General features: G+C 72.2%; 10 protein-coding genes. 5 read left to right on the plus strand and 5 right to left on the minus strand.

Annotation, left to right across the window (positions count from 1 at the left end; translation table 11 throughout):
• Positions 1-36: 36 nt before the first annotated feature.
• Positions 37-2172 (minus strand): trypsin-like serine peptidase, encoded by a 2136-nt coding sequence (locus IH80_RS0119455; RefSeq protein ID WP_030962028.1) that lies wholly within the window; start codon positions 2170-2172, stop codon positions 37-39.
• 330 nt (positions 2173-2502) lie between these two features.
• Here IH80_RS0119455 and IH80_RS0119460 point away from each other — a divergent pair, with 330 nt between their 5' ends.
• Positions 2503-5364: a peroxidase family protein gene (locus IH80_RS0119460; protein WP_030962030.1), complete on the plus strand. Its 2862-nt coding sequence runs from the start codon at positions 2503-2505 to the stop codon at positions 5362-5364.
• A 53-nt stretch (positions 5365-5417) separates the two neighbouring features.
• On the opposite strand, the gene IH80_RS0119465 is transcribed toward IH80_RS0119460, so the two are convergent.
• A complete protein-coding gene (locus IH80_RS0119465; protein ID WP_051809568.1) occupies positions 5418-7055 on the minus strand; it encodes an alpha/beta fold hydrolase in 1638 nt (545 codons plus the stop codon).
• Between the two features lie 12 nt (positions 7056-7067).
• Positions 7068-8624, minus strand: coding sequence for an alpha/beta fold hydrolase (locus tag IH80_RS0119470; protein ID WP_030962033.1), 1557 nt, complete (start codon positions 8622-8624; stop codon positions 7068-7070).
• A 540-nt stretch (positions 8625-9164) separates the two neighbouring features.
• Between IH80_RS0119470 and IH80_RS0119480 the strand changes: the two genes are divergently transcribed.
• From IH80_RS0119480 to IH80_RS0119495, 4 genes are all read left to right on the plus strand, one after another.
• Positions 9165-10124 (plus strand): polyphosphate kinase 2 family protein, encoded by a 960-nt coding sequence (locus IH80_RS0119480; protein ID WP_030962034.1) that lies wholly within the window; start codon positions 9165-9167, stop codon positions 10122-10124.
• A gap of 16 nt (positions 10125-10140) precedes the next feature.
• Entirely contained in the window at positions 10141-12861 is a 2721-nt protein-coding gene (locus IH80_RS0119485; protein WP_030962035.1) for a cation-translocating P-type ATPase, read from the plus strand.
• Positions 12861-14618, plus strand: a complete 1758-nt coding sequence (locus tag IH80_RS0119490) for a SulP family inorganic anion transporter (protein ID WP_051809569.1) — start codon at positions 12861-12863, stop codon at positions 14616-14618. The genes IH80_RS0119485 and IH80_RS0119490 overlap by 1 nt, the downstream gene beginning before the upstream one ends.
• Before the next feature lie 90 nt (positions 14619-14708).
• Positions 14709-16433, plus strand: a complete 1725-nt coding sequence (locus IH80_RS0119495) for an alpha/beta hydrolase (RefSeq protein ID WP_030962038.1) — start codon at positions 14709-14711, stop codon at positions 16431-16433.
• A 17-nt stretch (positions 16434-16450) separates the two neighbouring features.
• On the opposite strand, the gene IH80_RS0119500 is transcribed toward IH80_RS0119495, so the two are convergent.
• Both IH80_RS0119500 and IH80_RS0119505 read right to left on the minus strand, forming a co-directional pair.
• Positions 16451-17233, minus strand: coding sequence for a CPBP family intramembrane glutamic endopeptidase (locus IH80_RS0119500; protein WP_078906633.1), 783 nt, complete (start codon positions 17231-17233; stop codon positions 16451-16453).
• Positions 17234-17344: 111 nt separating this feature from the next.
• Complete coding sequence (locus IH80_RS0119505) at positions 17345-18544, minus strand: S8 family peptidase (protein ID WP_030962040.1); 1200 nt, start codon at positions 18542-18544, stop codon at positions 17345-17347.
• Positions 18545-18975 lie beyond the last annotated feature (431 nt).

The following is an 18975-nucleotide window of genomic DNA, read 5'->3' on the forward strand; positions in this document are numbered from 1 at the left end:
CCTCCACACCCACCCCCGCCCCCCGTCCGCTGAAGGTCAGTCGGCGGGCTTCGTGAGGAACCGGTCGATCACCTTGGCGACTTCGGGGTGGGCGAGGTATTCCTCGATGCTGTGGGCCCGGTCGCTCGCGTTCACGACCGCGTGTTCCTCGGTCAGCTTGCCCCAGACGCGCTCCAGCGGACAGCCGATGGCCACCGCATCGGTGGGGCACCAGGTGTTGACCCACTCGGTGACCGTCTCGGGGCGGTTCGTCCCCGGCGGGGTGAGCCTGCTGGTGACCGCGTTCATCCCCAGGGGGCTGCCCGCGGTGACGAGGAGGGTGACCTTCATGCCGGGGAGGAGACGGTTGGCGACGAGGTCCATGCCGACCACCGTGCCGAGGCTGTGGGTCACCAGGACCAGTTCGCCCTCGTGCGGGATCTCTTCGCACACGCGGTCCAGGACTTCCTTGCGGACCTTCGGGTCACCGAGGTAGGCGTCCACGTCGCGGAAGATCGTCGCGATGGCCAGCGCGTCCACGTCGGTCTTGGCCGACAGCCAGCTCAGGGCGCCCTGGAGGGATCCGATGAGGGCGCTGCCGATGTTCTCGGCGGCGTCCTGTCCGTTGGGCGGCATGCCGGCCTGGACCGCCGCCTCCATGACGAGCTGCTCGTAGGTCCCCTCCGGCGACCGGGCGGCGAAGGCCTCGAGCGCCGCCGCGGCGGGCGCGTCGGCGTAGGAGGCGGAAAGCGCCTCGTGCTGCCCGAGGACTTCGACGATCCGGTCGCCGTAGAACGGGAACCAGATGTGCTCCGGGTCGACGGTACGGAGCCCGGCGCGGGTGAGGCCGTGGTTGAGTCCCCCCGCCCAGCCGCGGCGGAGCAGTACGGGGTCCTTGCCCTGCTGGCTCCGGCCGTGCAGGAACACCAGGTGCCGCTTGCCCTTGCCCCACAGTGCGTTCGGCGCGCCCTTCAGGCCGCGGGTACCGCTGGGCGCGGGAACCGTCGCCGCCTCCTTCGGGGCGGAAGCGGGAGCGGCTGCGGGGGCCACGGCGGGCGCGACCGGAACCGCCGGTGTGACGGGAACCGCGGTGGGGACGGGGCCGGCCGGCACGACCGGGGCGACCGGTGTCTCCACCGGGCCGGCGGCGACATCCTGTCGGAGCCCGGACTCGGGACCCATCTCCGCCAGCAGCGCCCGCCGCCCGGGGTCCAGCGGCAACGTGGCGAGGTGCTTGAGGATCGAGCTGGTGCGGGCGCCCTCGTTCGAGACGTAGTCGATGGTGTCGTCGCCGTCGATGCCCCTGCGCCAGAGCTGGCCGTCCTTGCGCAGGATGCGGCCCTGGGCGTCCGTGTTCGGCACGCCCATGTGGTGCAGCGCCACCACCTCCCACTGGTCGTTGTAGACCGGCGAGCCGGAATTGCCGGGCTCGGTGTCGGTCCGGTAGTGGAGGAAGTCGTCCAGCCGCTGCACGAGGGCGTTGTCGCGGAGCGCGATCTCCTTGAGCCGGCCCATCGGGTGGCCGATGACGTTGACCGGTTCGTTCTGGACCAGCTTGCCCTGCTGGATGCTCAGCTGGTTCCATCCGAACCGCTCGCCGGCGAGGCTGCCGTCGGAGGCGGGAGCGACCGCCACCAGCGCGTAGTCGAGATGGCTGTCCGCCGTGAAGAACGTGTCGGGTTCGAACGCGAACCGGATCGCCGCGTCGGAGGCGTTGTCGATGGTGACCTGGGCGTTGAACTCCAGGAAGCAGCGCCGTGCCGTCGCCACGTCCGGCAGCACGTGGTGGTTGGTGAGCAGCAGCCGGGGGGAGACCAGGAAGCCGGTTCCGTGGGGCCGTTCGAGGCCGTTGCGGAGGATCGAGATACGGGCGACGGTGGCGGCCGCGCGGGCACCCCGGGGCAGGAAGCTCCACGGCTGGAGGTCCTTGGTCAGACCGATGACCCGCTCCAGGGTCTCGGGCACGTCCAGCGCCTCCGCGCGGACGCTGCCCACGGCCGCCGTCGGAGGCACCCCGCCCCGTTCGAGCAGCCGGTTGGCCCGGGAGGCGATCCGCTCCGGGGTGTCCGGGTAGCGCACCCCCGCCGCCAGCTGCTTCTCGATCTCCTTCCGTTCCGCGGACGCCTCTCGGTACCGCCGCGCTGCCGCGGTCTGCTGTTCCTGCTCTTCCGGGGTTTCGTTGGATGGGAGCATGTCCCTCACCGTTCCTGTTGCCGTGGGTCTGCCGACGCCTTCCAGAAGGCGCACACGCTCCTCGTGCCGCAACAACAACGGGTCCGGTCACGACTCCAACCGGGCGGAGCGGACCGCCACCGCGGAACCGGCTTCCTGGGGCGATGCTCCGACGCAGAAGATTCCGGGGCGCTGCGCCGGACAGGTGGGCGGGCGCAGTTGCACCGTGGTGCCCCCAACCCGCCTTTCACCTGGGCGTTCGCCTGTCTGCTCCGCTCCGCACGACAGCGGCCCGGGGCTGGTGCAGCGTCGGGAGGAGTGCACGAGAACCCCCTCCGGGAAGAGGCTCGAATGGACGAGGTCGAACAGTACGAGCGTTACGCCGGTGGCAGCCCGGAGGCAGAGCGGCTGCTCTTCGAACGGCTGGCGCGCGAGCTGATGCGGGTGCAGCTGAAGGTGAAGAAGCGCAGCGGCGCGGCGGCGGTCGATCGGACCTTCCACGCCAAGGCGGTCCTCGGTGTGGAGAACGCCCGGCTGCGGTTCCACGAGGACCTTCCGGAGGCTCTGCGGGCCGGCTTCGCCGTGCCCGGAGCCGAGTACCCGGTCACGGTCCGGCTCTCCAACGCGAGCGGGGTCCGCCAGCCCGACTTCGCACCCGATCTGCGCGGGGCGGCGCTGCGCGTCGAGGTGGGCCCGGGCGTGGTCCACGATCTGCTGATGACGAGCTTCCCGGTCTCCCACGCCCGCGACGCGGGCGAGTTCGTCGCCTTCGCCAAGGCCATGGCCGGTGCCGACTCACGGCTGCGGAAGGGGTTCGCCCTGTTCGTCGCGCTCCCGCTGATGGTCGGCCGGCCCGCGGCCACCCGGATGCGGCGCAACGTCGTCGCGGGAACCCGGCGCACGGTGCACAGCCTGGCCCTGGAGACGTACTGGAGCCGGGGCGCGATCCTGTGGGGCGACCGCGGGCCGGTGCGCTACCAGCTGCGGCCCGCCGCGGGCGCCCCGCCGGCCCCGGCGGCGTCGGGCACCGACCCGGATCATCTGCGGCGCGAGCTGGCCCAGCGGCTGCGCCGGGGGGACGTCGTGCTCGAGCTGTGCGTGCAGCGGTACGTGGACGCCCGGCGCACGCCGATCGAGGACGGCGCGGCCGAGTGGCACGAGGCTGTCGCGCCCGTCGTGCCGGTGGCGACGCTGACCGTCCCGCGCCAGGACGTCGACACCGCCGAGGCCCGGGCGAGCGCCGCGCGGGTCGATCTGCTGGCGTTCAACCCGTGGCACACCTCGGAGGGCTTCCGCCCCCTGGGCAACCTCAACCGGGCCCGCAAGGCCGCCTACGAGGCCTCCAGCGCCCACCGTCTGGGCCGGCGCTTCGTGACGGTCGAGCCGCGGCGCAACACCCTGCTCGGGGCTCCGCTGCGGGCCGGTTTCCGCGCGGTCAACCGGTTCGTCCCGTGGCACCGGCTGCCCACGCCGCTCGGCCTGCTCAACCTGATGGCTTTCCGGCAGACGCTGCGGCGGCACAACCTCATCGACACCGAGCCCCGGGAGGCTCCGCCCGAGGCCGGCCCGGTGCCGGCACCGCCCGACGAGGAACTGCTGGTCAGACGCAGTTACGACGGCTCGTACAACGACCTGTCGGCGCCGCGGATGGGCGCTGTCGGAGCCACGTTCGGCCGCACCATGCCGCCCGTCTACCGCCCGGACCGGTTCGACTCGCCCAATCCGGTCACCGTGAGCCGGGAACTGCTGCGGCGTGAGGAGTTCATCCCCGCGACGTCGCTGAACATCCTCGCCGCCGCGTGGATCCAGTTCCAGGTGCACGACTGGGTCAAGCACAGGAGGTACCCGGTCTCCACCCGGAGCGTCGAGGTTCCGATGCCGCCCGGCGAGACCTGGCGGAACACGCCGGGCGGCCCGCGGGAGGCGGTGATGCGCTTCGGCGAGGACGAGCCGGTGCCGACGCCCGGCGACGGCCGGCCTCCAATCGTGTTCGCGAGCGACGTGTCCCACTGGTGGGACGGCTCGGAGGTGTACGGCGGTGACCGGTCCGCCGCGACGTCGCTGCGCGAGCCCGACGGCGGCGCCGGTCTGCGGCTGGAGGACGGGCATCTGCCGGGCGGCTCGAACGGCTTCCCGCTCACCGGGTTCACCGACAACTGGTGGCTGGGCCTCAGCGCGATGCACACCCTGTTCGCCCGGGAGCACAACACGGTGTGCGAAGCCCTGCGGCACGAGTATCCCCGCATGGACGAGGACCGGATCTACCACACGGCCCGTCTCGTCGTGTCCGCCCTGATCGCGAAGATCCACACGGTCGAGTGGACGCCGGCGATCCTCGCCACCGAGACGCTCGACGTCGGCATGAGGACCAACTGGCAGGGGCCGCCGAAGAAATGGCTCGACCAGCTGGGCGTCTGGCTGCTGGAGGCGAACGGCCGGCAGGGCATCCCGAAGAGCCTGCCCGACCACCACGGAGCCCCGTACTCCCTCACGGAAGAGTTCGTCACCGTCTACCGGATGCACCCGCTGATGCCGGACGACTACGAACTCGTCGACCACCGGTTCGGGCGGCGGCTCGACAGCCTGGACTTCACCGCCCTCCAGGGCGCCGCCACGGAACCGCTCATCCGCAAGACGGGGCTGGTGAACACCCTGTACTCACTGGGCATCGCACACCCTGGAGCGATCACCCTGCACAACTTCCCCCGCACTCTGCAGGCGTTCGAGCGGGACGGCGAGGTGATCGACCTCTCCGTGGTCGACCTGGTGCGCACCCGGCGCCGCGGCGTCCCGCGCTACAACGACTTCCGGGCGGGGCTGCACAAGCCGCGGATCCGGCGGTTCGAGGACCTGTCCGCCGATCCGGGGACGGTCGCCCGGCTGCGCGACGTCTACCGCTCGGTGGACGACGTCGACACGATGGTGGGGCTGTTCGCCGAGAATCCGCCCGCGGGCTTCGGCTTCAGCGACACCGCCTTCCGCGTGTTCATCCTGATGGCCAGCAGGCGCCTGCAGAGCGACCGCTTCCTCACGGTCGACTTCCGGCCGGAGGTCTACACGCCCCTCGGCATGGACTGGATTGAACGCAACGGCATGACCAGCGTCGTCCTGCGGCACTGCCCCGAGCTGGCGGGGATCCTGCCGCGGGGGGCGACTGCCTTCGCACCGTGGCGTCCGGTCGTGCCGGTCCGCAACGGAGGCGGTCACGGCTGAGCGGAAGCTGCCGGCGCCCGGGCGTCACACCCGGGCGCCGGTCAGGACGGCGTTCAGGACGGCGATGCGGGGGCCGGTGAGGGAGTGATCTCGAACTCGGGGGCCTTCAGGGTCTTCAGGCACGCGGTGTCCGGTGCGTCCGGGTCGTCGAAGAAGGAGGCGGTGATGTCCTGGGCGCACTTCGACGTCGCGAACACCACGTGCGGCTCGTACGGGACCGTGACGACCTTGGCATCGGTCAGCGTACGGGCGACGTACGGGCCGTTGTCCGCGCCGGTCTGGGAGTCGAAGCCGCCCGACAGGGCGAGGGTGGGGATGTCGCCGCGCGTGGCGTCCCTGATGGAGGGCGGGGCCGGGGGGACGTTCCACACGTCACAGTCCGGGTGCAGGAAGGTGAGCTGCGGGGCCTGCGCCTGCACCGGGCGGGGGAAGGACGGGAACGTCGCCTGTCCGCCCCGGAGCGCCGCCTGCTCACTCTCGTACGGGGTCCACTCGCTGCAGAAGACGCCGTAGACGAGGCCGTGCGCGACCCTGCCCATGGCCTGCGGGCTGAGCTTGCCCCCCGCCCACTGCTGGGCGATGCGCTGGGGCTTGCCGTGCGCCAGCTCGTCGAGGGCGGCGGGCACCTGGGGTGCCACGTGGGTGGCCGAGGTCATCCAGTTCACCAGGGCTCCGCCGTCGAGCACGACCTTCACGGGCTTGTCGCTGCCGGGGAGGGTCACGGTGGTGGTGACCGGCTCGGCCTCCAGCCGGCGGACGAGTTCGTCGAAGGTGGCCGAGAGGTTCGGGTAGCGCTTGTTGCAGGCGGGCTGTGCCGCGCAGGCCTTGAAGAGGCCGTCGAAGCCCTGCCGGGCGCTGCTCCAGGTCGCCGCCGAGCCGGCCCTGGACGGCGGCAGGATGCCGTCGAGACCCACCGAGCGGAGCCCTTCGGGGTGCAGGCGCATGTAGGCCAGGGCCAGGTGGGTGCCGTAGGAGATGCCGTAGAGGTTCCACTTGGGGATGCCCAGTGCCTTGCGCAGGTCCTCGTAGTCGGCGGCGCTCTGGATGTCGTTGTAGGCACTGAGGTCGATCCCCTCGGCCGCGAGCTTGTCGCGGCAGGCCTTGGTGGCTTCGACGTGCAGGCGCTCGGTGGCGGGGTCGTCCTGGACGAGCCCGACGGCACGGGCGTTGAACTCGTCGATGTTGGGGCAGAGGACGTTCGGCCGGGCCGAGTAGGTGCCGCGCTGGGACATGAAGATGACGTCGCGGTCACGGTTCAGGCCTCCGTCGATCGCCATCTGCGCCTCCCCCACCGCGTCGTCCCCGGGTCCGCCGGCGAGCCAGACGATGGGGTCGGCCTTGGGCGTACCGGTGGCCGCGGGCACGATCGCGACGCCGAGTTCGATCGTGCGTCCGCCCGGCTTCCCGCGGTTCTCGGGCACGGTGAGCGTTCCGCAGCGGGCCCCGTCGAGTGCCTCGATCGGTTCCGGTGTCCTCGGGCACGGACCGGGTGTGTAGGTGGCGTCGCCCGCGGTCCTGGCGACCGTGCCGATCGGTGCTCCCGGGGTGGGGTCGGTGGCGGTGCGGGTCTGCGCGCGGGCGGGCGCCGAGAGCAGCCCGGCGACGAGGAGGGCGGCCGTCAGGCCGGCTGATGACGGGGCCAGGAGTCTTCCTGCGCGGTGGTGACGGCGGGGCGCACGGGCGAAGGTCATCTGCCCTCCCGGTCAGTCGGGGATGATCGTGAACGGTTTGGGCTCGACGTCGTCCACGCAGCCGGTGTCGGGCGCGGTCGGGCGAGCGAAGAACGAGGCCAGTACGCTCTGCGCGCACGGCGACTGCGGGACCACCCAGTGGCCGATGCCGGGGACCAGCACGGAGGTCGAGCGGGACAGGTTGCGGGCCACGTCCTTCGCCCAGCTCGCCCCGGTCTTCACGTCGAACGTGCCGGAGATGACGAGCGCCGGGACCGGGCTGACGGTCGGCAGCCGCTGGGCGGCCGCGCGGTCCTGGACGTTCCAGATCCCGCACGCCGGGTACTGGAAGGGGAGTTGCGGCACCTCGGCGAGGACGGTGTCCGGCCACCCCGGGTAGACCTTGCGCCCGGCGTTCAGCACGTCGGTCTGCGTGTGTCCCGGTGCCCACTCGCTGCACACCACCGACTGGGTCAGGCCGTGCGCGAACTCGCCGGTCTTCTGCACCGATCCGGCCGCGCGGGCTTTCGCGAAGCGCTCCGGGTTCCCCCGGCTGAGCTCGTCGAGCGCCGCCGGAAGGTCCTCGGGCCGGGGGGTGAAGGCGACGATCAGGTTCAGCAGCGCGCCGCCGTCGAGGACGACCTTGACCGGCTCGCCCCCGCCGGGCGGCGCGACGTCCAGGGTCAGGGGCCGGGCCTCCAGCCTGCGCACCTGTTCCGTCAGCGTCCGGCGGAAGTCCGGGTAGCGGTTCTTGCAGGCGGGCTGCGCCGCGCACGCCTCGATGATGTTGTCGATCCCCTCGGCCGTGCTGGCCCAGGTCCACGGCAGGGTCACGTGCTGGGGCGGCGTGATCGAGTCGATCGCGAAGGCGCGGATGCCCTCGGGGTGCAGGCGCAGGTACGTGAGGGCGAGGTTGCTGCCGTAGGAGTACCCGTAGACGTTCCACTGCCGGACGTTCAGCGCCTTGCGCAGGTCGGCGAAGTCGGCCGCGTTCTCGGTGGTGTTGTAGGCGTTCAGGTCCACGCCCGCGGCCGTCAGGCGGCCGCGGCAGTCCTTGACCGCCTTCAGCATGAGCTGTTCTGCCTCGTCCGAGTCGTAGCCGAGGCCCACGGCCCGCTCGTTGAACCGGTCGATCTCCGGGCAGGCGAGGTTCGGCTCGTCGTAGAGGTTGCCTCGCTGGGCCATGATGATCAGCTCGCGGTCCTTGTTCAGGCCGGAGTCGACGAGGAAGGGGATGTCGTCGAAGGTGTCGGCACCGGGGCCGCCCGCCATGAACACCACCGGTTCCCGTGCGGGCTTCGCGGGGTCGAGGGCAGGGATGACCGCGACGGACAGCTTGATGGTCCGCCCGCCGGGGCGCGAACGGTTCTCGGGGACTTCGAGACGGCCGCAGCGTGCGCCGTCCAGCGCCTCGATGGGCTCGGGCGGCTCCGGGCAGGGTCCGGGCACGAAGCGGGCGGCGGGCGCGGCGGGGGTGGAGGCGCCCGGTGTGGGGGCGCCGGGCGCCGGGGCGCCGGGGCTGGGGCCGGCCGCGGTCAGGCAGACCAGTGCGGCCGCGGCGGTCACCGCGTGGATGCTGTGCTGTGGCATGGGCTTCGTTCCTCTGCCGACATCGGCGGCGGACCTGCCGGGCCGGGCCGCAGCGGTTGGGCGGAACGCTCGTCCTCGACGCTACCGGCCTGACCGGACGAACGCACGCGGGGCCGATCAGCGGCCCGGGCCCGCGCCGACACCCCCGCCCGGGTGCGGCGCGGTCGACGAGGATCGTACGGCGGCGGGCGTCGAGCCGAACGAGCCCGTAGCCCTTCCCACCTCGCCGGAGTGACCATGGCGCACCCCCGGAACCGTCCCGCCCGCGCCGCCGCCGGGATTCGCTCCTGCCGGTCCTGCTGCCCATCGCGGTACTGATCGTGGCGGCGGCGGCCGTGGGGTCGTGGCTGCATTTCACCGAGCGGCAGGCGCTCGACACGGTCCACACGGCGGGCTCGCGGGCGGCCGACGGGCCGGACGGCGATGGGGCGGACGTGCCCGGTCCCGGCGGGACGGGCGATCTTGGCCCGGCGAGCAGACAATGAGCACGAGGCGCCCGGCGCGGTGACGGTCCCGGGTCCAGCGAAGGGCTGATGGGTGATGTCGGACGAGAGAGCCGAGCGCATCGCGGAATTCATCGAGCCGTTGCGGGTGGAGCCGGGGTCTGAGGTGCGCCTCGACCGGGACTTCGATCCCCGCTACAAGGCCGGCCTGAAGAAGCGGGACGGCGCCGAGCTGCTGCGTACCGGGGTGTCGTTGCTGGCCGAGTACCAGGACCGGCTGGCCGCCCAGGACACGTACGGCGTGCTGCTGTGCCTCCAGGCCATCGACGCCGGGGGCAAGGACGGGACGATCCGTCACGTCATGAGCGGTGTCAATCCCCAGGGCGTGCGGGTCAGCAGCTTCAAGGTCCCCTCCGCCGAGGAGCTCGACCACGACTACCTGTGGCGGTACGCCCGTCGGCTGCCGGCGCGCGGCGAGATCGCCATCTTCAACCGCTCGCACTACGAGGAGGTCCTCGTCGTACGGGTCCACCCCGAGAACCTCGTCCGGCAGAAGCTGCCGCCGGAGGCGTGCGGGCCGGATGTGTGGGACCGGCGCTACCGGGAGATCAACCGGTGGGAGCGCTACCTCACGGACAACGGGTTCAAGGTGGTGAAGATCTTCCTCAACCTGTCCTGGGAGGAGCAGCGCGCCCGTTTCCTGCAGCGCATCGACCGGCCGGAGAAGAACTGGAAGTTCTCCGCGGCCGACGTCCGCGAGCGGGCCCGGTGGGACGACTACCAGCGCGCCTTCTCCGCGATGCTGTCGGCCACGAGCACGAAATGGGCGCCGTGGTACGTCGTCCCCGCGGACCGGAAGTGGTTCGCCCGGATCTGCTCGGCGGCGGTCCTCGCGCACACCCTGATGGACATCGACCCCCAGTACCCCGACGTGGGGGAAGAGGCGCGCAAGGCCCTGCTCGTCACCCGGCGGGAGCTGGAACGGGAGGCCCCCGCCGGAGCGCCGGCCGATCCGCACGCCGCCTCCCGGCGGCACGGGAAGAAGAAGCGCGGCTGAACCCGGAGGCAGGACGATGACGGTGCGGGCGGAACCTGCGGGAGAGGGGCCCCGGACTCCGGGGGACGACTGGTACGTGCGCCCTGCGGGGGAGGTCGCGGCCGCGTTCGGCGTCGACCCGGCGGTCGGCCTGTCCGCGGCCCGGGCCGCGGAACTCCTGACCGCGCACGGGCCGAACGCGCTGCCCGCGGAGGAACCAACCCCTGCCTGGCGCCGGTTCCTCGCCCAGTACCGCAGCTACATGCAGATCGTCCTGCTGGCCGCGGCGGCCGTCTCGCTGCTCATCCGGGAGTGGACCACCGCGATCCTGCTGATCATGCTGACCCTGCTGAACGCGGTGGTGGGCCTGCGCCAGGAGGGCAAGGCCGAGAGCGCGATGAACGCGCTGCAGTCGATGATGAAGGCGACGTCGCGGGTGCGCAGGGACGGGACGGAGGCCGAGATCCCCGCGGAGCAGCTCGTCCCCGGCGACGTGGTGCTCATCGCCGCCGGGGACCAGGTGGGGGCGGACGGGCGGATCATCGAGGCCAGTGCCCTGCAGATCGACGAGTCGGCGCTCACCGGCGAGAGCGTGCCCGCGGCCAAGGACTCCGGCAGGCTGGCCGGTGCCCTGCCGGCGCCCGGCGACCGGACGAACATGGCGTTCATGAACACGCCGGTCACCCACGGCAGCGGCGTGCTCGTCGTCACCGCGACCGGCGCCGGAACGGAACTCGGGAAGATCTCCGGGATGCTGGCGGTCACCGAGAAGGAGGTGCCGCCGCTCACCAAGGAGCTCGACACCCTGACACTGTGGATCACGGCCGCCGCGGGCCTGACCATGATCGTGATGTTCGCCCTGGGGCGGCAGCGCGACCAGGCCTGGGACGTGCTGTTCGTCAGCGCGGTCTCGCTGGCCATCGCCGCCATCCCCGAGGCCCTGCCGACGGTGACGCAGGCGATCCTGTCCGTCGGCAGCCTCAACCTGGCGAAGCGCAACGCCATCGTCAAGGAGCTGCCGTCGGTGGAGACCCTGGCGTTCACATCGGCGATCAACTCGGACAAGACCGGCACCCTGACGATGAACCAGATGACCGCCGTCGAGGTGCTGAGTCCCACCGCCCGGTACACGGTCTCGGGCACGGGGTACGGGCTGGAGGGGCGGGTCCACCACGCGGCGGGCTCCTCCGCCGGCGTCGAGGACGCGATCCTTCCGTACGTGGTGGCCAGCGACGCGAAGCTGGTGGACGGCGCGGTGGTGGGCGATCCCACCGAGGGCGCGCTGGTGGTGCTCGCGCACAAGGCCGGGCTGGACGTCGACGCCACCCGGGCGGGCCTGCCGCGGCTCGCCACGCTGCCCTTCGACCCCGGCTACAAGCTGATGGCCACCTTCAACGAGGCGCGCGACGAGTCCGGCCGACGGGTCGTGCGCTGCTTCGTCAAGGGCGCGGTCCCGGCGGTGGTGGCACGGGCCGCCACCGCGCTCGCGGCGGGCAGGACCGTCCCGTGGGACGGCGAGCTGGCGGCGCGCGCCGGGGAGCAGACCGAGCGGATGGGCGGCGAGGGACGCCGGGTGATGGCCGCGGCGACCCGGGACATGGATCCGGCCGCCTTCGACCCGGAGGGCGATCTCCTCTCGTACGTCACGGACCTGCGGATGACCAGCCTCGTCGGGATGGTCGACCCGCCGCGCGAGGAGGCCAGGGCCGCCGTGGCCGCGGCCCGGGCGGGCCACATCCGGGTCCGCATGGTGACGGGTGACGACGTCACCACCGGTGCGGCGATCGCCCGGCAGCTCGGCATCCCGGGCGAGGCGATCCTGGGCGCCGACTTCGCCGCCCTGAGCGAGGAGGAGCAGGTCGCCCGGATCGACGGCATCGGTGTGGTGGGGCGGGTCGCGCCGGAGCACAAGGTCCTGCTCGCCGACACCCTCAAGAAGAGGGGCGACGTCGTCGCGATGACGGGAGATGGCGTGAACGACGCACCCGCCATCAAGGCCGCGGACATCGGCATCGCGATGGGCAGCGGCACGGACGTCGCGAAGAACGCCGGACGCATGATCCTTTCCGACGACAACTTCGCGACGATCGTCTACGCCGTGGAGCAGGGCCGGAGGATCTACGACAACCTCACCAAGTACATCCGGTTCGTCCTGCTCCTGCTGGTCACCTTCGTACTGACCTTCCTCGGGGCCACGGTGTTCAACATCGCCGCCGGGGAGCCCTTCACCCCGCCGCAGGTGCTGTGGATCCACTTCGTTGTCAACGCGTCCTTCGGCTTCGCGCTGGGCTTCGACCGGGAGAGCCCCGGGCTGATGGAACGCCGGCCGCGTCCGCGCGGGGAGTCGGTGCTCACCCGGCCCGTGCTGATCACGGTGGGACTGGGCGGGCTGGCGATCACCATGGTCCTGCTCGGGCTCATCACGCTCGGCGCGTCCCTCTTCGACGGTGTGGCGACCGGCCAGTCCATCGCGTTCACCGCCTTCGCGCTCTGTCTGATCGTGGCCGCGTTCGAGTGCCGCAGCGAGACGGAGTCGGTGCTGACCCCGTCGACCTTCGACAGCAGGCAGATGAACCGGGTGGCGCTGGCCCAGTTCGTGCTGGCGGTGCTGGTCACCCAGATGGACGGCTTCCGCCGGCTCCTGGGGACGACGGAGATCGATGCCCGGCAGTTCGGATGGGCGTTGCTGGCCGCCCTCGCGCTCCTGATCCTGTGGGAGCTGGGCAAGCTCGTGGCCCGCCGGTCCCGAGGCCGCTGATGGGCGGGCGGCCCGCGCCGGCCCGCCACGGGAACCGCAGGCTCCTCCCCCGGCTGGAGGCGGCCGTGCCGGGGATCCGGGCGGTCTCGACCTACCGGCGGGAGTGGCTGGTCAAGGACCTGGTGGCGGGGGTCGTGCTGACCACCCTGCTGGTACCGCAGGGCATGGCGTACGCCGAGCTGGCCGGCCTGCCGGCCATCACCGGCCTGTACACGACGGTGCTCTGCCTGCTCGGCTACGCGGTGTGCGGGCCGTCCCGGATCCTGGTGCTGGGCCCGGACTCCGCGCTGGGCCCGATGATCGCGGCCACCGTCCTGCCGCTGGTGGCCGCCGACGGGGATCCCGACCGGGCCGTGGCGCTGGCGTCGGTGCTCGCGCTGATGGTCGCGGCGATCATGATCCTGGCCTCGGTGGCCAAGCTGGGCTTCATCGCCGACCTGATCTCCAAGCCGACGATGATCGGCTACATGAACGGTCTGGCGCTGACCATTCTGATCGGCCAGTTGCCCAAGCTGTTCGGCTTCAAGGTCGAGGCGGACAGCCTGATCGGCGAGTTCACCGGCTTCGTGCGGGGCCTCGCCGACGGGGCGGCGGTGCCGGCAGCCGCCGCGGTCGGCATCGGCGGGATCGTCGTCGTGCTCGTGCTGCAGCGCTTCCTGCCGAAGGTTCCGGCGGTCCTCGTGATGGTGGTCCTGGCCATCACCGCGGCCGTCGTCCTCGGCCTGGGCGACCGCGGTGTCTCACTGGTCGGGCAACTGCCCGAGGGCTTGCCGCCCTTCACGGTCCCCGACGTGCGGCTCTCCGACCTGCCGCTGCTGCTGGGCGGCGCGCTGGGCATCGCCCTGGTGTCGCTGGCCGACACGATCTCCAACGCGTCCGCCTTCGCGGCCCGTACGGGCCAGGAGGTCCACGGCAACCAGGAGATGACCGGCGTCGGCGTGGCCAACCTGGCGGCCGGCCTCTTCCAGGGCTTCCCCGTCAGCACGAGCGGATCCCGCACGGCGGTCGCGGAGCGCGCGGGAGCCAGGACCCAGCTCACCGGGGTGGTCGGGGCGGCGCTGATCGTCCTCATGCTCGTGCTGGTTCCGGGACTGTTCCGCGACCTCCCCCAGCCGGCGCTCGCCGCCGTCGTCATCACTGCCTCGCTGTCCCTGGCCGACGTCCCCGGAGCCGTGCGGCTGTGGCGGCAGAGCCGTACGGAGTTCCTGCTGTGCTGCGCGGCCTTCGCCGGCGTGGCCCTGCTCGGCGTGCTGCCCGGGATCGCCATCGCCGTGGCGCTGTCCGTCCTCAACGTCTTCCGGCGGGCGTGGTGGCCGTACCGCACCGTGCTCGGCCGGGCACCGGACGTCGAGGGCTATCACGACGTCCGCTCCTACCCGCGGGCCCGGCAGCTGCCGGGCCTGGTCATCTACCGGTTCGACGCTCCGCTCTTCTTCGCCAACGCCAAGACCTTCCGCGACGAGATCAGGCGACTGGCCGCCGCGGATCCGCCGCCGACCTGGATCGTGATCGCGGCCGAGCCGATGACCGACGTGGACACCACCGCGGCCGACGTCCTGGAGGACCTCGACGAGGAACTCAACGCGAAGGGCGTGCACCTGGTGTTCGCCGAGCTGAAGGATCCGGTGCGGCGGAAGATCGAGCGGTTCGGGCTCACCCACACCATCGACCCCGGTCACTTCTTCCCCACCGTGGAGGCCGCCGTCACCGCGTTCCGCCGCCTCACCGGAGCCGGGTGGAGGGACGGGGACGGCTGACCGGACGTCCGCGCACCGGGCCGGTGCGCGGGGACCCGCGGCCCACCCGGGTACGGCCGCATCGCGGGACCATGACTCCGGAGGACAGCGATGACCATTGATCCGCCGGTGTCCGAGGCAGACGAACCAGCCGAGCAGGTCGAGCGGCCCGAACAGGCCGAACGGGCCCGCGCGTCCGGGAAGCACCGTCGCCGGTTGCGCGTCACACTGCCGGGGTGCTGGGGCGCACTCGTCCTCGCCTGCCTGTCCTTCACCCCGTCACTGCTCCCCCGGGGCGGCGTGCTCCAGGGACTGATCTGCGGCATCAGCGCGGCCATCGGCTACGGGCTCGGTCTGGTCGCCGCCTTCGTGTGGCGCGCCTTCGCCGACCGGGACGCCCGCAGCCCTTCGCGCCGGTCCTGGCTCGTCATGCTGGGCTGCGCGGTCGTGCTGTTCGGCCTGGCGTTCGGGCTGGGGCAGTACTGGCAGCACCGGATCCGGCAGCTCATGGGGGTCACCGACTACAGCGCACTCGCCACCGTCGCCTCCCCGTTCGTCGCGCTGCTCGTCTTCTACCTGCTGCTGATGGCGGGCCGCGGCCTCCGGCGGCTGTACCACTGGGCGGCGCGGCTGCTCGGGCGCTGGATCGGGCCGCGGGCGGCACGGGTGGTCGGCTGGGTCCTGGTGGCCGGTGTGGCGTGGTCCCTGGTCAGCGGGGTGTTGCTGGGCGGCTTCGTGAACGCGGCGAACGAGGCGTTCGGCGTACGCGACACGCAGACGCCCGAAGGGGTGCACCGGCCGACGTCCGTCCTCCGCTCGGGCGGGCCCGGATCCCTCGTGCCATGGGACTCGCTGGGCCGGCAGGGCCGGGCCTTCACCGGCAGCGGCCCGACGGCCGGGGAGATCGGCGCGTTCACCCGCCGTACCGCGCAGGAGCCGATCCGCGCCTACGCCGGCCTGTCGACCGCCGAGGACGCGGAGACCCGGGCGGAGCGGGCCGTCGCGGACCTCCGGCGGGCGGGCGGCTTCGAGCGGGAGAACCTGCTCGTGATGACCACCACGGGAAGCGGCTGGGTCGATCCCGCCGCCGTGGACTCCTTCGAGTACCTCGGCAACGGCGACTCCGCCACCGTGGCGATGCAGTACTCGTACCTGCCGTCGTGGCTCTCGTACCTCGTCGACCAGTCCAAGGCGCGCGAGGCCGGCCGCGAGCTCTTCGACGCGGTGTACGACGTGTGGTCCAAGCTGCCCCAGGACGAGCGGCCGCGGCTGTTCGTGGCGGGTGAGAGCCTGGGGTCGTTCGGCGGCGAGGCGGCCTTCAGCGGGGAGTACGACCTGCGCAACCGCACCGCCGGCACCCTGTTCGCCGGTCCGCCCAACTTCAACACGCTCTTCCGCGAGTTCAGCGACCACCGCGACGCGGGCACTCCCGAGATCGAGCCCGGCTACAAGGAGGGGCGCACGGTCCGGTTCACCGACGATCCCCTCACCGGGATCCCTCCCGCGGACCGCGCCTGGGACGGCACGCGGGTGCTCTACCTGATGCACCCTTCCGACCCGATCGTCTGGTGGAGTCCCGCCCTGGCCCTGTCCGAACCCGACTGGATCGGTGAGGCACCCGGCGGTGACGTGCTGGAGGAGATGGTCTGGATGCCCTTCGTGACCTTCTGGCAGGTCACCGCCGACCTGCCGTTCTCGACGGGGGTGCCGGACGGGCACGGTCACACGTACAAGGCCGCCTACGTCGACGGCTGGAACGCCGTGATGCGGCCGGAGGGGTTCACGGCGCAGGACTTGGAGAAGCTGCGGGGCATCGTCCGGCCGGTCCAGGAGTGAGCCCGGCCGCCGCCCGGTCAGGGCAGCAGGAAGGTGGCCACGTAGCCGAACGCGTTGACCGCCCAGTGCAGGCCCATGGGGGCCAGCAGACTGCCGCTGCGGCGGCGCAGTTCGCAGAACAGGACTCCCGCCGCCGCGGTGAACAGCACGGCCCCGGCGACCGCCAGGGCGGCGCCGGCCGCGGAGTCGCCGAAGACCTCGGTCAGGGCGGGTTTCGCGGTCGCCAGGTGCAGTGACGGCAGGACGTGCCACAGGCCGAACAGCAGGCTCGACACGGCCGTCGCCCGCAGCGCCCCGTGGGTGCGGCACACCAGGCCGTAGAGCACGCCGCGGAAGGCGACCTCTTCCAGCAGGACGGTCCCGACGGGGACCAGCACCAGGACGCGCACGGCGAGCTCGCCCGCGCCCATCCCGTCGTAGCGCCGGTCCTCGAAGAGGGTCCTGGTGGCCGGCAGCAGGGCTCCGGCCAGGTAGACGACCGCGACCAGGCCGATCAGGGCCAGTGCCCACCGGGCGCCGCGGCCGAACGTGCCGGCGCCCAGACCCGCGTCCGCCCGGGTACCACCGGCACCGCGGAGCACGCCGAGCAGCAGGGCGCTCGCCACGACGGCCGTCACCAGGCCGGGGAGGCCGCTCCGGTAGTGCACGGCCAGGTTGGCCGCGACAAGGACGGCCAGGGTGAGTCCCACGGCCGGCCCGGTACCGAGGGGGCCGCGCCGTCGGCGCCCCGGCGGGTCGCTCGCGGCCCGGGGCCCCGGCGCCTCGCGGGGCTCGGCGTCACCGGGGTCGCCGCTGGGCATGACGTCCACGCTACCGGGCACCTCCCGGGGGCGCCCGGCCGTCGGAGCCCGGCACGCCGAAGAGCGGCCCCCCGCTGTGCGGAGGGCCGCTCCCACAGGTCTGCCGAAACGTTACGGCGCAACCTTCAGCAGCTTGTTCGCGGTGCCGGAGGACGGGTTCTTGATGGCTCCCTTCGTCGCGGCCCCGGTCAGCGCGGCGGCCGTGTCGGCCGGCGTCGCGGACGGGTGGGCCGCCAGGTACAGGGCGGCGGCGCCCGCCACGTGCGGGGAGGCCATCGAGGTTCCGGAGATCGTCTTGACCCCGGTGTCACTGTCGTTCCAGGCCGACGTGATCTCCGAGCCCGGCGCGTAGAGGTCCACGACCGAGCCGAAGTTCGAGAAGTCCGACTGCTGGTCGTCCTCGGTGCTGGACGCGACGGTGAGGGCTTCGGGCACCCGGGAGGGGGAGCCCTGGCCCGCGTCGGCCGACTCGTTGCCGGCCGCCACGGCGAAGCTCACGCCGGCGTCGATCGCCCGCTTGACCGCCGCGTCCAGCGCCTGGTCGACGCCGCCGCCGAGGCTCATGTTGGCGACCGACGGACCGGAGTGGTTCTGCGTCACCCAGTCGATGCCCGCCACGACCTGCTCGGTGGTGCCGGAGCCGTTGTCGTCCAGCACCCGCACGGCGACGATCCTGGCCTTCTTGGCGACGCCGTGCGCGGTGCCGGCGATGGTTCCGGCCACGTGCGTTCCGTGCCCGTTGCCGTCGTCGGCGCTCTCGTCGTTGTCGATCGCGTCGAAACCACTGGTGGCCCGGCCGCCGAAGTCCTTGTGCGTGATGCGGACCCCGGTGTCGATGACGTAGGCCGTGACCCCCTCTCCGCCGCCGTCGGGGTAGGTGTACTTCTGGTCGCCGGCCGCGGCGGCCTGGTCGATCCGGTCCAAGCCCCAGGACGGGGGCTTCTCCTGGGTCTCGTTGATGGTGAAGCGCTTGTTCTGCACGACCGTGCCGACAGCGGGGTCGGCGGCGAGCCGCTTGGCCTCCGTCTCCGTCAGACCGGACGCGGAGAAGCCGTTGACCTTGGAGCCGTAGGAGCGCTCCAGCTTGCCGCCGTACTTCTTCGCCAAGTCCTCCTTGTTCGCGGATGCGTCGAGGATGACGACGAAGCTGCCGTCCACGGAGCCCGGGGCGCCGAGGCCGTGCACAGTCCCTTCGGCCGGAGTGGCCGCCCCTGCGAGGGGGCTCGCAAACAGGGCCGCGGCGACCGCTGTTGCGGCACCCGCTGCTATGGCCGTGTTGCGAACAGCTTTGGACCGCTTGTGAGTTGCCATGTAGAAGGTTCTCCTCGTGTTGACGTGTGGGGCGTCAAACGTTCTGAAGAACCCTGTTCCGATTGACAGGAGCAAATCAAGGGCGAACCGGGGGTAAGGACTTGTTCAACAAGGTTTCTGAATACGCCCTCCACACCTCCTCCACCCCGCACACGCGTTCTGACGAACTCCTGCGTGCCATATGCACGTTCTTCGGTGACGGTGCCGGCGGCCCGGCGTGCGATGCCGGCCGCGTAGGAGGCGAGCCCTTCGGCCAAGACCCCGGCCCACCCGACATGGCCGTCGGGGCGGATCAGGAACACCCCGGTTCCCGATCTCCACGGCGAGGGCCGGGTCCCGGTGCCGGGGACCTAGGGAGGGACCAGGCAGTTGCGACGGCAGCGCGGCCGTGGAGCGCCGGGCGCGGCTGCGCGACGGCTCCGCCCGAGCGG

Source organism: Streptomyces sp. NRRL S-378, assembly GCF_000720645.1.
Lineage (GTDB): Bacteria > Actinomycetota > Actinomycetes > Streptomycetales > Streptomycetaceae > Streptomyces.

Excerpts from the sequence above, each read along its gene's own strand:
- IH80_RS0119455 (WP_030962028.1), bottom strand. The coding sequence starts at position 2,172 with ATGCTCCCATCCAACGAAACCCCGGAAGAGCAGGAACAGCAGACCGCG.
- IH80_RS0119460 (WP_030962030.1), top strand. The coding sequence starts at position 2,503 with ATGGACGAGGTCGAACAGTACGAGCGTTACGCCGGTGGCAGCCCGGAG.
- IH80_RS0119465 (WP_051809568.1), bottom strand. The coding sequence starts at position 7,055 with ATGACCTTCGCCCGTGCGCCCCGCCGTCACCACCGCGCAGGAAGACTC.
- IH80_RS0119470 (WP_030962033.1), bottom strand. The coding sequence starts at position 8,624 with ATGCCACAGCACAGCATCCACGCGGTGACCGCCGCGGCCGCACTGGTC.
- IH80_RS0119480 (WP_030962034.1), top strand. The coding sequence starts at position 9,165 with ATGTCGGACGAGAGAGCCGAGCGCATCGCGGAATTCATCGAGCCGTTG.
- IH80_RS0119485 (WP_030962035.1), top strand. The coding sequence starts at position 10,141 with ATGACGGTGCGGGCGGAACCTGCGGGAGAGGGGCCCCGGACTCCGGGG.
- IH80_RS0119490 (WP_051809569.1), top strand. The coding sequence starts at position 12,861 with ATGGGCGGGCGGCCCGCGCCGGCCCGCCACGGGAACCGCAGGCTCCTC.
- IH80_RS0119495 (WP_030962038.1), top strand. The coding sequence starts at position 14,709 with ATGACCATTGATCCGCCGGTGTCCGAGGCAGACGAACCAGCCGAGCAG.
- IH80_RS0119500 (WP_078906633.1), bottom strand. The coding sequence starts at position 17,233 with ATGCCCAGCGGCGACCCCGGTGACGCCGAGCCCCGCGAGGCGCCGGGG.
- IH80_RS0119505 (WP_030962040.1), bottom strand. The coding sequence starts at position 18,544 with ATGGCAACTCACAAGCGGTCCAAAGCTGTTCGCAACACGGCCATAGCA.